This is a genomic window from Paractinoplanes rishiriensis (assembly GCF_016862375.1).
Classification (GTDB): Bacteria; Actinomycetota; Actinomycetes; order Mycobacteriales; family Micromonosporaceae; genus Actinoplanes; species Actinoplanes rishiriensis.
In genome coordinates, this window is record NZ_BOMV01000116.1 from 1 (window position 1) to 13928 (window position 13928).

Sequence of the window (13928 nt, forward strand, 5' to 3'; positions counted from 1 at the left end):
GACGGGGCACGGCGGGGCACATGATCCGGGTCTTAGCTTGACGACACTCGCTATGGTCCATCGCTATGGGCGCGATCAAGCCGTGGCATCTGTTCTTATGTCTCATCGTTGTGTTGATGATCGTTGGAGTGATGGCTCTCGTCAGCGCAGGACGAAAGAAGTAACAGCTCTTGCTCTTGGCGTCCTCATCTGCCGCGCCGAGGCGTGGCGATCACGCTGGCGGTGACGCACCGTGAGCTATGACTGCCTCTTCTGTTCCGATCAGCTTGCTGTCGTCGACGAGCGCGTGCTGCGCTCAGCGGTGGCCGCATACCTGGGCCGGTACCGGGGTGAGTCCCGGGTGCACACAAGCTCCGATCTGAAGGTGTTCCTGACCTGGTGCGTAGGTCGGGACCTTGATCCGCTGAACCTGGGCCGGGCCGAGATTGAACGCTATCTTCGCTGGCTGCAAGAGGTCCGCCGCTACCAGCCCTCGACCGTCTCCCGGCGGCTGTCGGTGTCGGGCCGGGGAGCGGACGGCTGACTGGCGGCGTTGCACGAGGACGCGGCGGGGTGCAGCTTCTGCAAGGGCTTGGCGTGGCGGCTGAGCGGTGAGCGACTTGCGGGATGAGGGAACCTGTGTGTGTGACAGAGCGATGGCGCACCGCGTGGCGCAACTTCTGCGGAGCCTGGGACCGAAGGCGAATTTTGCTCTTCGCGGCAGCCACAACAGGGATGGCAGGGATAGCGGTGTCGGTGTGGCAGGGGCCGGCTGCCCGGCTCACGGCATTGGCCAGCGACGTGGTCCATAAGTTCTGGCCAGGCATAATCTTGTTGCTAACGACCGTTTTGCTGGTCGTGCTAGCGCGGCGCCCGCAAGTCCGCGGAGCCTCTGCCCTCCATGAGGAACCAGCCGGGCCGCGTTGGCCGTGGATCCTTTCTGATGTCGGCGTGTGGATCGTCTCCAGCGGCTTGCTGGTCGTCGGCCTCGTCGCCTTCGCAGTCATGTGGCAGATCGCCGAGCATCTACCGGACAGCGATCGGGGAAAGGCGCAGATCGATGCAATTAAATACGGGCTCGGGATTGTCGCCGCGGCTGGCGCGGCCGTTGCCCTGCTGGTCAGCGTGCGCCGCCAGCAGCTATCCGAGTACAGCCACCGTCTGGAGTTGCGCAGGCAAGAGCACACCGAGAAGGATGCCGCTGCGCGGCACGTTACTGATCTGTACACCAAGGCCGTCGAACAACTCGGCTCTGCTGACGCCGCCGTGCGCCTCGGCGGACTGTACGCGCTGGAACGCGTAGCACAGGAGAATCCGCCACAGCGGCAAACCATCGTCGACGTCATCTGCGCCTACCTGCGGATGCCGTATGCGGAGCCCGACAGATCCCGCACCTCGGCGGCGTCCGAGCTTCCTCTCACAGAACTGCCAATGGCTCGCCCGGCACCCGCGGCGGATGATTCCCGGGGCGCGCTTCAAGAACTGCAAGTCCGATTAACCGCGCAACGCCTGCTCGCAACGCACCTACGATGGCGGGCGGACGACGAGCGGAGTCAGCCGCAACCAGAAGGTTTCTGGTCCGATATCGATCTTGACCTCACGGGCGCCCGGCTCATCGACTGGAACCTCGACTTCTGCCGCCTCCGGAAGGGCGCCTTCAGAAATGCGACCTTCACCGGAAGGGTGAGCTCGCTGAGTGTGCGTTTCACCCACACCGCGGACTTCTCGGGGGCACTCTTTGCCAGCAGCGTGGAGTTCGCTGGAGCCCGATTTTTCCACGACGCCATCTTCGAAGGAGCCAGCTTCGCTGGCACTGCCGGATTCTCCGGGGCTGTCTTCGGCGGCCATGCAGTGTTCCGTGGCACGCTCACTGGAGTCGCTGTATTTATGGTGGCCACCTTCACCGGCAATGCGATCTTCCAATCGGCCTCGACATACAGAATCGCGCTGGACCACGCAATGGTTACTCCCCGAGACAGTCGTGAAGACGCGTGGCCCCAAGGATGGCGGCTAGCACGCGACGAACCGACGATCTACCCGAACCACTGGGGACTCATCTACGAACCTCCGACTGAGCAAGTGAATCGGACCCGAAGCCAACCTTCGGAGATGAACGAACGTCGAAGGGATCGGGTGGAAGAATAGAAGCCCGGACAGTTGTCAAGGCGTCTGAACACCGTACTATCAGTCTATTTGCACAGTAAACTGAGGAACTGCGCGTGCACTATGCCGCGATTTGGGTGACCGGCGGTCTGCGTTGATCATGCGCGCTGGCAAGCGTCTCGAGGCGGACGTGCCGATACCGGCGTGAGACCCCTGTGAACCCAGGCCATGCCCAACGTCGTTTGCATGAACGCATTCATGGTTGCACGTAGGAAAATCCGTTGCCGAAGGATGGCCCGGTCTGCATGATCGCCTCCATGGCTGTTCAGCGACTGCCCGGGTGCCTGATCGTGACCGGACTGCCGGGGGCGGGGAAGTCGACCGTGACCCGGCTCGTGGCTGGTGCTCTGCCCAGGGCGGCTCGTGTGGACGGGGACGACCTCAACGAGATGATCCTATCCGGCCGGGTTTGGGCGTTGGGCGAGCCAGCCGATGAGGCGGCCCGGCAGGTCGAGCTATGTATACGCAACTTGTGCGCGCTCGCCGGCAACTTTGCCGACGCCGGCTTCACACCGGTGATCGACTGGGTGGTGCCGTCCCGGGAGAAGTTGAATCTGTTCATCGGGCTTCTCGCGCCACGCCCAGTCTTATTCATCGTTCTCGCACCTCGGTTGGACGTTTGCCGGGAACGTAACGCGACCAGGGACCCTGACCAGCGGATAAACGACGACTATTTCGCCTCCACCAGTCCGCCCTCGGCTTCCTCGCTGGCCGACGAATTGAGTCGTGACCTTGGCGACGTTGGCTGGTGGTTCGATACCTCGACTCTCACGCCGGAGCAGTCAGCCGAGCTGATTGTGCGGGAAGCTGGTCGTCGTAGCTTGGTGGTGTGAACGCACGCCTATTCGGCCCGACGCGACGGCAAACCGGAAGTCGCGCTGGACGCACTGTTCTGCCGCGAACCGCTCGCCACGGAGCGTGACGGCCGGCTGAGTAGCTCGACTCGCGGACATGCCGATGAGTGTGCACGTGATCTTGTTTGGCGAAGCGGCGGCTTCGAATGAGGCGTTGCTGGCGAAGCATCGCCCGTGCGCAGCCAAGTCACTCGGGGAAGTCCACCAAAGAGTTAACCAGCCGACACGGTCGTGAGTGAGATGCTACAGATTGCGGGTGACAGAGACCGATGCGCAAAAAATAGCCAGGCTGTGTGACACATGGCGTACCGCGGCGATGACGTCAAACAGAATCGTCGTCGGAGCGGAGCACGAGCGCTTGCGTTTACTGGCCAACGGTATCCAATTCCACCTGCTCGATTTTGATGCACTTAGAACGGCATCTGTAGGGCTGTGCGGCGTACATCTGTTGCCGCGCAGGAATGTCGTCGAGAGTGTCGACCACTACATGTTCTGGGCCTGGTGCGGCGAGGTGCTGCTGAGTTCGTTGTCTCCGTACGCCGGGGCGCTCGACCCGGAGGTCGGTCAGCTTATGCGCCTCGCGGTGAGAACGGCACTGGTTCCAGCACCGGCGGAGACACCAGAAGGTGCGCGCCGAGAGGCGGAAATGCTATCAAACCTTGCCCCAAATCCGCGGTTCCTTATTTCCGAGACGGGACACCTGCTGGGCTATTTGGCATTTCCGCTGTTGGAGGCCATTGTGAAGCTAGCTTGCAAGCAACACCTTACGCTGGCGGGCGGCGTGATAAAGGACTTCGATGGAAAGAGCCGCTCATACAAGTCCGGCAAGATATGCAGCAACGTCGTCGATATGATATATCTGCTAGTCAACGAGGTTGCCGACCAGGATCTGAAAGACGACATCATCAAGATCATCGGATTCATGGCCGAGTGCGAGGCCGAGCCCGATGGTCTCTCGGTGCTGCACACCTGGCGCAACTCGTCGGTCCACGGAGAGGTCGCCCTACCCACGATTGGTGGCGCCGTGGCAACTCTCGCCTTGAGGATCGCACTGCAGGACATTGCATCTGACTATGATGAGATACGGGCAAATATTGCTCGTTCATTCGAGCACAACGTTCAGCGCAAACAGCGATCTGGCCACTGGATGATCCTCCCTTCGACCTACTATCCGGCCTTCGCTCGCAATTAGCCCTCCGGTTTCGGAAGGGTCTCTGAACCCGCGCCGGTCTTGCGTGGGCGAGCAGTCCCCCTTGCACAGGCGGCGGCGAGCAGGTCCAACGCTTCAGTTTCGGTGGCGACCTCACCAGCAAGCGTCTCCGAACCAACGCTTGATCAGCTGCGCACTCGTGCCGTGATGAGGGCTCGGGGCCGCCCGATAACCGAACGGCCCCGGACTCGGCCCGGCTCGAACGGGCTGCCACCCTCTCCGGTTGCGGATGCGGTCATCCGGAGCCAGCGCACCTTGGGCGAGGACGGGCAAAGCCTAGACGCAATGCCCGTTCCTGCCGATCGGATTCCTGAGTAGGACACGTGGCGGCCATCCGGCATCCGGATCTGCCGCGAACAAGTTGGCCGTCCGGGGGGCGGCCCGGCTACTGCCCGAATGTGTACCGCAGGTTCGCGTTGATCAGCTCGTTGAGCCGTTTGCGCAGGTGTCCGAGCAGCGACGGATCCGGCAGCGGCTCCTCCACGAGCAGGGTCCACCGCAGGTCAGTGCCTGCCACACCGTCGGACGCCAGGTCGAATCGAACTCGGGCGTCGGGCCGCCTATCCCACAGAGGACCAGACAACGAAATCCGGCTCCCGGGCATCGATCAGCTGCGGCGGCTGCTCATCGTCCAGGAGCAACAACCACGGTCGAGCCGGATCCCGGTCGGGGTCGGTCAGCACCTCGAAGACGACATGGGGTGGTGCTGGCTGATTACGCTGCCGGCTGCCTGCTTCAAGCATGCCTTAGCGGTAGGATGGGTTACCGCCGGTGTGGTCGGCCCTTTCCGCCGTAGAGATGGACGCGGTGGTCGATGTCGTGGTCGGGTGTGCGAGCGGTGAATCCGTCGGGTCTGACTTCGCCGTTGGCGAGGAGTATGAGCCAGTCCTCGTAGAACCAGCTCGGGTTGCAGGCGCAGGTCGTGATGGTGAACCGGAAATTTGCCCGGTAGCGGCCGATCTGCCCTGGCAGGAGTGTGAAAAGGCGGGCTGGTCCGCTCTGGCGGGGGTAGGCGGCATGGCCGGGTAGCCGGTCGACGAGGACCGTCGAGGTATCTGTGGACAACCATAGGTCAAGGTCGCGTGCTCGCTCGAGCCCGCCGGTCGTTACCTCGTCGTGGGCCGTGTATCCGGTGGCTTCGTCGGCGAGTACGTCGTGGATGAGCACGTCCGCGCCATCTGGTGGCAGTGGAAGCGTCGCCGGACGGCACAGTCCACGGCGGGAGTTCGCGTGTGGTGCGCCGCGGGCCGCCGGGCTCCATCGCACGCGTATCCGCTGGATAGTGATCACTACCTACCTTGACCTGCGGGGTCGCGATGGCGCCAGTGGATTCCGTCGGGATTTGCCGCCGTTAGGGCGGGTCCGGGAAGGGCGCCGGTCAGCCGCGGTCGGCGGAAGCTGCTGCGTGGCGGACCGTGATCAGTGTCGCCGGCGGGCAGGTCGAGATTCTGTGCCGGTTCGGTCGCTGATGGTGGTGCGGTCGGACGGCGATGGCCAGGCCGGGGCGGGAGCCAGCGGGAGGGTGGCCGTCACCGCGAAACCGTCGTGGTGTGGGCCGGCGGTGAAGTCACCGCCGATCGCGTTCAGGCGTTCCTGCAGGCCGATTAGGCCGTGGCCGGTGGAGGGCACGGTGCCGCGCTTGCCGGTGTGGTGGTCGGTCACGTCGATGCCGAGTTCTGAGTCGGTCCAGGTCAGGCGGACGTGGGCGGTGGCGTCCGGTCCGGCGTACTTCGTGGAGTTGGTCAGCGCCTCCTGGATGATTCGGTAGGCCGTCAGGTTGACGCTCGGGTCGAGGTCGGCCGGGGTGCCGGTGGTCTCGATGGTCACGGACAGGCCGGTGGTGCGCATGTGGGAGAGCAGCTCGTTCAGGGCCTCCAAGCCCGGGTGCTGAGCTGGTGGGGCCGCCCCGTCCGGGGTGATGAGAGTCAATAGGTGGGCCAGTTCGGTCATCGAGCGGTCGCCGGCTTCGCGGATGGCGTCAACGGCGGCTTCGGCGCGGGTGGGGTCGCTGCTCAGGACGGCGCGGGCACCGGCGGCTTGCAGGAGCATCATGGTCACGGTGTGCGAGACGATGTCGTGCAGCTCGTGGGCCAGTTGCAGGCGTTCGGCGCGTCGCTCGCGGGCGGCGGCGCGGGCGGCGGCTTTGCCCTCGGCCGCGCGCCGCATCGAGTAACCCAGCAGCCAGGGCATGGTAACGATCACCGTGCACATCGCCGCTGTGACGGCTACGTCGACGGGGTCACTGAAATTGCCGCCCTGCCGGTGGAACAGAAGCGCGTACGGGGCGGTGCACACGAACGCCGTCTGAATCGAGACCCGACGGTCTAAGAGGCGAGACACGGCGTGCAGGGCGATCAGCGGACCGACGATGTAGTCGGAGTCCGGCCGGACTTCAAGTATCGCGACAGCGAACGCGAGGTGCAGTGCCATGACCGCCAGCGGCCAGCGCCACCTCAGCAGCAGTGCCAGCATGACGGCGGCGTAGAAGAAGTAGACCTTCTCGTTGCCCATCGGTCGCACTTGACCGAGCCACACATACCAGTCGATGTAGCACGTGGTTGCGACGAGCGCGCTGTCCAGCAGCAGTCGTACGCCAACGCGGCGCGTGCGGTGCCCGTCCGGCTCGTCCTGTGCGGACAACCGCATCACACTCAGCATGCGGCGCAGTTCGGCCATGGCGCGGGTGCCGTCCTCCTGGACGGCTTCCAGCGCGCGTGCCGCTCGGCCCGGGTCGCCGGCCAGAGCCTTCCGGGCTATGGCCGCTTCGTCGCGCATCACGTCGACCGAGCGTGTGATGATCTCGTGCAACTCCCGGGCGAGCTGCACGCGTTCGGCACGCCGCGCGTGCGCGACGGCTTTCGCTGTCATCTGCTCCTGGACCGCCCGCTGCATCCAGTAGCCCAGAATCCACGCACTGACCGTAAGACCGGCGACCGTGCCGCCCAAGATGTGTGCCGGAAACCCGTCGGCGGACCACTCATAGGTAGCTATCCCGAACGGGATGGCGCACGCGAGCGCCGCAGCGATCGAGACGCGTCGATCACTTTGCCGGGCCGCGGCATGCAGCGCGATGAGTAACAGCAGGCCGAAATGCCAAGCACCTAATACGCTTGCCGCGGTCAGGTGGGCGAGGTTGATGAGGAAGGCCGTCATCGGCCACCGCCATCGCACCAGAAGCACCAGTGATGCAACGATGACCGCGTACAACGATTCCCAATCCCGCCCGGATTCGAGGTGGCCGCGGAAAAATTCCGGGTGGTCGAGGTAGACCGCCATGGCGATGAGAGGTACGTCGATCAGCAGCAACCTGGGAGAGGCAGGGACCGGGTGAGGGGAAGCCATCATCGCCAACCGGAATCGGGACGCAAAGCTGATCAGTTCGAAAATAGACCCAGAACAGTCAGCGTGTGCGCGTTTCCGTCAGACCGACCCCAACCGCGCTGCAGATTTGGCCTCGGAGGCATATCGCTATGCGGCCAGCGATAGCGAACGCAAGATCAAATCACTCTACAGAACGACCGTTCGGCTGATTGATAGCTGTTGAGGCGAGAAGCCGTTGCGGCATACTCTCATAGCCGCTGATAGGCGCGGCCGCGCACGGTCGCTGTCCGCGTGGTCCGCAAGCACGCCTGCCGAGATCGTCGCATCGCGCGCGGCTGGCAAGGCTGATCTCGGCAGTGGTACACAACGAATCCGTCGTTCGGCTCGAGCTCTACCGCAGATCGATCGATCCTCCGCCTGCAGGCGACAGCCTGGGCCGGAGACCTCGGACCCTGTCCGCGATCCTGGAGTGCGTGCTCGGGAGCCGGCCGTCCATCGATCGCCGCGATGCCAGATCAGGAGCGAAGAGACCACGTCGGCTCGGATCCGGCACCGCGAACGGTTCCTCCGCATGATGTGGCTCCGCGATATGTTCCCAGCGCCCGGGCACCTGATCCATAAGAAGAAAGCCGCCCGGGTGAAGTTCCCCTGAGCGGCTTCCCTGTTCGCTATGGCAGTGCAATAGTCGTAGATAGGCTGGCCGACGGTTGGCCATCGGTCCGTGTCGATCTCCGGACACTTTCGCGTAGCACTCGTGCGACGTTCGGGGATTGCGTGTTCAACACCGTTTGAGCACGCGGTCCCGAGTCATCTCTCACTCCCTGTTACCTTCGCGGACTCGCGGAGGTACGAGCCATGACCATTCCTTCGCTGGCGCCGATCATCCCGGCCGCGCCGATGTCGGGTCGAAGAACAGCGTCTCCACTCCGCGGCGGCTCACTGGCGCAGCAGCGTCCGATGCCGTTGCCGCCGACACCCGTGACCCGCGATGACAGCATCACATACGCGCTGGCTACGCTGGACTGCCACGGCCGGGTCGCCGATCGTAAGGTCATGGCGGCGCTCGGCTGGACCGAGGCGACCGCGCTGACGATCCGCCAGCGGCAGGGGTTGATCGTGGTGGACGCGGACCGCGACGGCGCCTTCCGGTTGACTGCCCGTTTGTTCCTGCACCTGCCCGCCGCGGTACGCGGCTGGTGTGGGCTGCGCAGCGGCGATCGAGTGCTGTTGGCGGCACGCTCACATCAGGGACGTTTGGTCGTGCATCCGCCGGCCGTACTGGGTGCGGCCCTCGACGAACTGCACACCCGGCTCCTGGACGGTGCGTCGTGACTGGGGCAAGTACCGCGGAGCTCGAAGCGGCCCGGTTGCTGCTGGCGAGGATGGGTATCAGCCCGGACGACCTGCTCAACGCGGCGCCGCGCACGTTGGCGCCGACCTTCGCGGAGTACGTGCCGATCGTGTCAGCGGCGGTCGGCAACGGCACCCGCAGGGTCTACGGCAGTTACTGGAACCGTGTGGTCACGCGGTGGGGTGAGCGACGGCTCGACGAGGTGAACGCCTCGGACATCGACCTCAGCGACGTCTGCACCAGTCTGGAGACCGGTAAGGTCCCCGGTCGTTTCAACCGCGGTGCGCTTACTCCGACGATTTCTCCGGCGCTTGAGTCAGTGATTCTGACGGCTTCCGGTGACCGTGCCATGTCGGCGGGCGACAACATCGCGGCGAAGTTGGTGGGGTATGCGGCGACCCGCTGACGCTCGAAAAGATCCGGGATCGGGATGGGCAGGCGGGAGTCGCGCATCCCGAGATAGGAGTATACGAATTTCTTCCAATGGCCGGCGGCTGCTAGTTCGTCAGTGCTCAGCCCGGGGTAGTGACCTCGGAGACGTCCTTAACGCACTCCACCGGCAGGGCGTCGATCAGGCCCGATCACAGGACTGGTGGCGCCGACGATCACGTCTACGTTCATGAGGCTGGCGGCGAAGCGGCGAGTGGGTGTGGTTCGCCGGTGAGGGCGGACAACGCCGACGCGACTTCCTCGATGTCGGCTTTGATGTAGGTGGTAGTTGCTGCGGCGTCGCTTGTGCTGGCATGGCCGGCGTAGGCGCGGGCGACGGCGTACCCGAAGTGCCGTTCCACCCAGGTCAGCGTGGTGTGCCGTAGCCAGTGTGTGCTGACCTGTTGGGTCGCCACCCAGGGCAGATACCGGCCGAGGCGCTGCCACAGGTAGTCGTAGCGGCGGCGGGTGATCGGGCGGCCGTTGCGGTAGCGCAGCAACGGGCCCTGTACCTGGTTGCCGCCACGCTGCTCGTAGTGGTTGGCCAAGGCCGTGGCTAGGGTCGGCGAGATTGGCTGCCATCGAATGGTTTCGCCTTTCTCGTGCAGGCGGAGAAGGCACTGTTCACGGTCGAGGTCCGCACGGCGCGCGGCGAGGGCGCCGCCGCGGCGGCATGCCGTTTCCACGTGCAATCGCAGGATGAGCAGATCCAGGTCGGAGTCGTCGCCGGTGCTCCCGGCTACCTCGATGATCTCGGCGAGCCGCGGCGCGGGAATCGCGCGGCGAGTGCTGGGCTGCCGCCGTGGCTTGGCGACGCGGGCCGCTGGGTTGTCGGCCTCGGTGATCAGTCTGTCCGCGACCGCGTGCCGATAGAGACAGCGCAAGGCGGAAATCAGATGCTGGACGGCAGTCCGGCCGCCGCGGGCGTTTCGTCGTTTCACCACGGTGCGGCGAATGTCTTCGGCGAGTTGTTTGATCTCCAGCGGTGTGGGCTCGTCGATCCGCCGATCGCCCCATCGCTCGATCACGCGCCGCCAGTAGGTGTCGTAGGCGCGTCGGGTGCCCGGTCCGACAGCTGCGGTCACCCGCGGGATGTACTCGTTGAACGTCGGGATGGACGTTGCGGAGGCATGCTCTGTTTGAAGCAGTTGCTCGGGTGTGAGGCCGAGTTCGCGCAGCAGAGCGGTGACTGCGGCGATACGCGCGTTCGCCGGCAATTCGGGATTCATCGTGGACCCTCGTAAGTGCTGTACTGACGCAGCGCGAACGTCAGCACTACGGGTGAATAGATGTGAAGGGCGTTCGGGTCGTCGTCGGCCGCGAGCAGCAGATGATCGCCTGATCCGATCCCGGCCCGGCGGCGGATGGCGGCGGGGATGACAAGCCAGCCCAGGCCGTTGATCACCGCCGCCACGTCGCTGGGCCTGGGTGCCGCCGATGCGGCTGCGGCGATCAGAATGTGGTCGGTGGTCAATGACAGATCCACCCGTTGTCCCGGTATCCAGCCGAGCACATCACGAAAGAGTCGGCTCGCGATGCGGCCGTGCCCGTCGAGCTTCGACATGCCGAACCACATCGGGCGGCCATACCGAGATGGCGCTATCTGGGGCAGCGGCAGGCTTCGGTCGCCTGTCGGCGTGTCGCTCGGCCGCCGTTCGTCGGCGCTCATCGCCGGCTCCGCCGCCGGAGGTGCGACACGGCAGGCGCCTGGTCACCTCGCGGCATGGTCGAGACCACCTCCCGGCGTCTGGGTCGAGAGAACGAGGACATCGCTGTGTCGAACGGCACTGAAACGGTGATTAGCGAGATCGCATGTTCGTGGGCTGCGTGCCGTTGCCGCGGGCGTGGTGGGACGCTTGGAGCGTGGCAGGGCGTCGGTCGCGATGCGGTGGTCGGCCAGGTGCAGCCCGGCTCGGGTGGCGGTGTGCAGTATCGGGCCGGTCAGATCGTGCAGTCGGCCGTCCCGCCACCATGGGCGGGTGACCAGCACGATGAGGCCGTCGGGCCGCAGCAGCAGCCGGCACTGGTTCAGGACGGCGAACATGCCGATGTTCCAGTCGACCAGGAGACGATATTCGACCAGACGGCTTTGCCCGGGCGCCGAGGCACGGCGTGATGTGTCCAGCGGGATGCTGCGTGTGCGCGGGGGCGCGGCCAGCACCAGATCCACGCTGCCTGCCAGCCGCGCGGCCAGGGCGGCGGACGGTCTGGTCGCATCGCCGTGCACGATCCGCGGCGCACCGGCCGCTCCGAGAAGGCGCGCGCGGCGTAGGTTGTCGCGGGCGATGCTGACCCAGTCCCGCTCGATCTCTATTCCGGTCGAGCGGCGTCCGAGATAAGCGGCTTCGACCAGGCTGGTGCCGGTGCCGGCGAACGGGTCGAACACCAGGCCGCCGGGTGCGGTGTAGTCGAGGATGAGGTCGCGGGCGAGGTCGGGGGCCATCCGGTCGGGATGGGCGCGTGATCCGGCGACATAGCGGCCTCGCCGCTGTTTGATCAGGCTGCGCTGTCCGACGTCGAGGACAGATACCGGTACGTCGCGGCGCCCACGTACGGGAAGGACGGCGCGGCGACCGTCTGTCACGACGCTGTCATCAGCGACCGGCGACGTGACGGGCGTGGCCGCGCCTGGCGCCTCGTCTCTGGGTGCGTGGGTCACGCAGGCCGGGTGATGACACACGGTGTGTCGCGCAGCCGGGACCGCGTCAGGTGCTGTGGCCGCGGCAACGCGTTGGACGTCGCCGAGCTTTCCGGGCAGATGTTCAGTCACGGTGGTCACCGCCGATGGCGAACATCAGGATGTGCCGGTGAATCGCGAGGTGAGTGTCGTCGAGGTACGCCGGTTCCGGTCCGACCGGGGCTGGTGGCAGTTGTCCGCTGTCGGCGCCCGGGTCAGTGATCGGGCCTGTCACCGCGATGATGTGCTCGACGAGATCGAATCCGCTGGTCCTCGCCGCGGGGATCAACTCCCGTTTGTACTGCTGATAGCCGTCGGCGACACGGTCTGAGGCCAAGGCGACGATCGTTGCGCCGTCGCGGTTGAGCAGCATGCGGCAGGCCGCGAACAGGTCCGCCAGCGCCGCATGACCAGCCCGGTAGTCGTGGCCGCCGGACGGCCAGCTCAATACGATGAGTGCCACACGCCCGGCGACATGGTCGAGGTCCGCCAGGTCCGCCGCGGTGCTGACGGAGCGGTAGTCGCAGCCGGCTGCGCCGGCTGTTCCGGCAAGGACCGGGTCGGCGCCGAGCGACACGATCGTGTCGCCAGGACTGCCGTATCGCGCCACGATCATCGCGGTCACCGCGGCGGTCAAAATGTCGGCGCTGGACCTGTCGGTTCCCGCATTCACGTCGTCGACGTGGCACACGGTGATCGGCACAGGAGCCTCGCCACCGAAGTCATCGGGGGCAACGAGCTCGGCGACCGCCGTGTGGTCGATGAACCGAACAGTGCGCCAGCCGGTGGAGTCGGCCTGCCGCTGAGGCCGTTCGGAGAAGTGAGCCATGGGTAGGTGCGGCTGCCCTGCCGGCTGATTCGTATTCACACCTACACATGGCCCAACCAGCTACGGTCCGGCTGGCGTCGTTGGGACTGCTGCACCCAACTGACCCAACTGACTCCGCGATACCTGGGCAGACGGGTACCCAACCGGCCATCGCGGCGGCGAGTTGGGTACCCAACTAGGCAGGTATTGGCGGCCCTAGCGGCCCGCCACCGCGACGGCACGGCATCGCCGGAGCCCGAAACACGATTGCGGCCAGACCTATCCGGGAGACCGGTTGCCGGGTGTCGCCTCATCCGACGCTGCGAACTGTTTGCCCGATCGCCCGTTGGGGTCCCACCGGGTGCGTACCGGTTACCGCACCGGTACCGCACCCGGCCCGGTACGACGGGATGTACCGGTCGCCGGGCGGGACGACTCACGCGGCTGCGAAGTTACCGGTACCGGAGCCGTACCGGTGCAGCCGGAGCAGCGGTACTGGGACGGGCAAAACCGCGCTGCGGTAAGCCCGGCCGCCGACAAATCTCGTCGCCCAGCCGCGGGCGGTGATCCCTTTCGCCCGGGAACGCCGCGCCCCGCGGATCGGTTCCCACGAGCTTCTGCCGTTGGCTGTTGATGCGCCATGAGCGCTCGATCGCCGATGCCGGCATGGTGGACGGGAATCGCCCGCTCGACATGGAGACCCCTCTGCGGCAACCGCCGGAACAATCACTTTCAGCTACCGAATCACCGGGACGGCCCGCCCTGTCTTTCCTTTATCGCATGACTGATCATCGACGAAGTGCGACTTCGCCGCACATCAGATGGGTTTCCTACGGGGCTGCTCGAGCTCGACCGCCCTGGCGCTGCGGCAGCTAGGGCCGAAGACAGTTACTAATCGTGGTGACATCGTCTTTCCGTCGCCTGGAGATTATTGAAGGTCCGTCGTACTTCGCCCCGCGTGTCCCGGGCTACCCGGCGTCACTTGTTGCGCCCCGCAGGACCAAGCGGCGGTGGCACTAACCGGTGACGCGGCGCCGAGGTTACCGCTAACTCGCGTAACTACCGGGGGCCATTCCGGTAATTGCTCACATTGAGAGTGGTAGGCGTAGCGGTAACGGGCCCGGCGCGGGACCAGC

General features: G+C 65.5%; 13 protein-coding genes. 6 read left to right on the plus strand and 7 right to left on the minus strand.

Annotation, left to right across the window (positions count from 1 at the left end):
• Positions 1 to 232 precede the first annotated feature (232 nt).
• The 4 genes from Ari01nite_RS46960 to Ari01nite_RS46975 all read left to right on the plus strand — a co-directional run bounded on the left by Ari01nite_RS46960 (position 233) and on the right by Ari01nite_RS46975 (position 4188).
• Complete coding sequence (locus Ari01nite_RS46960; protein ID WP_203790959.1) at positions 233 to 523, plus strand: site-specific integrase; 291 nt, start codon at positions 233 to 235, stop codon at positions 521 to 523.
• Between the two features lie 407 nt (positions 524 to 930).
• On the plus strand, positions 931 to 2124 hold the full coding sequence (locus Ari01nite_RS46965) for a pentapeptide repeat-containing protein (RefSeq protein WP_203790960.1): 1194 nt from the start codon (positions 931 to 933) through the stop codon (positions 2122 to 2124).
• 263 nt (positions 2125 to 2387) lie between these two features.
• A complete protein-coding gene (locus tag Ari01nite_RS46970) occupies positions 2388 to 2975 on the plus strand; it encodes an AAA family ATPase (protein WP_203790961.1) in 588 nt (195 codons plus the stop codon).
• 277 nt (positions 2976 to 3252) lie between these two features.
• On the plus strand, positions 3253 to 4188 hold the full coding sequence (locus tag Ari01nite_RS46975) for a hypothetical protein (protein WP_203790962.1): 936 nt from the start codon (positions 3253 to 3255) through the stop codon (positions 4186 to 4188).
• A 403-nt stretch (positions 4189 to 4591) separates the two neighbouring features.
• Here the strand turns inward: Ari01nite_RS46975 and Ari01nite_RS51195 are convergent, their stop codons facing one another.
• The 3 genes from Ari01nite_RS51195 to Ari01nite_RS46990 form a co-directional block, all read right to left on the minus strand.
• The gene (locus Ari01nite_RS51195) at positions 4592 to 4723 is read right to left on the minus strand and encodes a hypothetical protein (RefSeq protein ID WP_275410948.1); all 132 of its coding nucleotides are present in this window, start codon (positions 4721 to 4723) and stop codon (positions 4592 to 4594) included.
• Positions 4724 to 4968: 245 nt separating this feature from the next.
• Positions 4969 to 5373: a hypothetical protein gene (locus Ari01nite_RS46985; RefSeq protein WP_239163633.1), complete on the minus strand. Its 405-nt coding sequence runs from the start codon at positions 5371 to 5373 to the stop codon at positions 4969 to 4971.
• Between the two features lie 252 nt (positions 5374 to 5625).
• Complete coding sequence (locus Ari01nite_RS46990; RefSeq protein ID WP_203790963.1) at positions 5626 to 7512, minus strand: sensor histidine kinase; 1887 nt, start codon at positions 7510 to 7512, stop codon at positions 5626 to 5628.
• A gap of 870 nt (positions 7513 to 8382) precedes the next feature.
• Here Ari01nite_RS46990 and Ari01nite_RS50655 point away from each other — a divergent pair.
• Positions 8383 to 8859, plus strand: coding sequence for a hypothetical protein (locus Ari01nite_RS50655; RefSeq protein ID WP_239163634.1), 477 nt, complete (start codon positions 8383 to 8385; stop codon positions 8857 to 8859).
• Positions 8860 to 8909: 50 nt separating this feature from the next.
• On the plus strand, positions 8910 to 9284 hold the full coding sequence (locus tag Ari01nite_RS47000) for an integrase (protein ID WP_203790965.1): 375 nt from the start codon (positions 8910 to 8912) through the stop codon (positions 9282 to 9284).
• Between the two features lie 211 nt (positions 9285 to 9495).
• Here the strand turns inward: Ari01nite_RS47000 and Ari01nite_RS47005 are convergent, their stop codons facing one another.
• The 4 genes from Ari01nite_RS47005 to Ari01nite_RS47020 form a co-directional block, all read right to left on the minus strand.
• Positions 9496 to 10536 (minus strand): tyrosine-type recombinase/integrase, encoded by a 1041-nt coding sequence (locus Ari01nite_RS47005; protein ID WP_203790967.1) that lies wholly within the window; start codon positions 10534 to 10536, stop codon positions 9496 to 9498.
• Entirely contained in the window at positions 10533 to 10976 is a 444-nt protein-coding gene (locus Ari01nite_RS47010; RefSeq protein ID WP_203790968.1) for an AbrB/MazE/SpoVT family DNA-binding domain-containing protein, read from the minus strand. The genes Ari01nite_RS47005 and Ari01nite_RS47010 overlap by 4 nt, the downstream gene beginning before the upstream one ends.
• 42 nt (positions 10977 to 11018) lie before the next feature.
• Positions 11019 to 11966 carry a TRM11 family SAM-dependent methyltransferase gene (locus Ari01nite_RS47015; RefSeq protein WP_203790969.1) on the minus strand — a complete coding sequence of 316 codons (948 nt, stop codon included), beginning with the start codon at positions 11964 to 11966 and terminating at the stop codon, positions 11019 to 11021.
• Positions 11967 to 12069: 103 nt separating this feature from the next.
• A complete protein-coding gene (locus tag Ari01nite_RS47020; protein WP_203790970.1) occupies positions 12070 to 12813 on the minus strand; it encodes a hypothetical protein in 744 nt (247 codons plus the stop codon).
• Positions 12814 to 13928: the final 1115 nt, after the last annotated feature.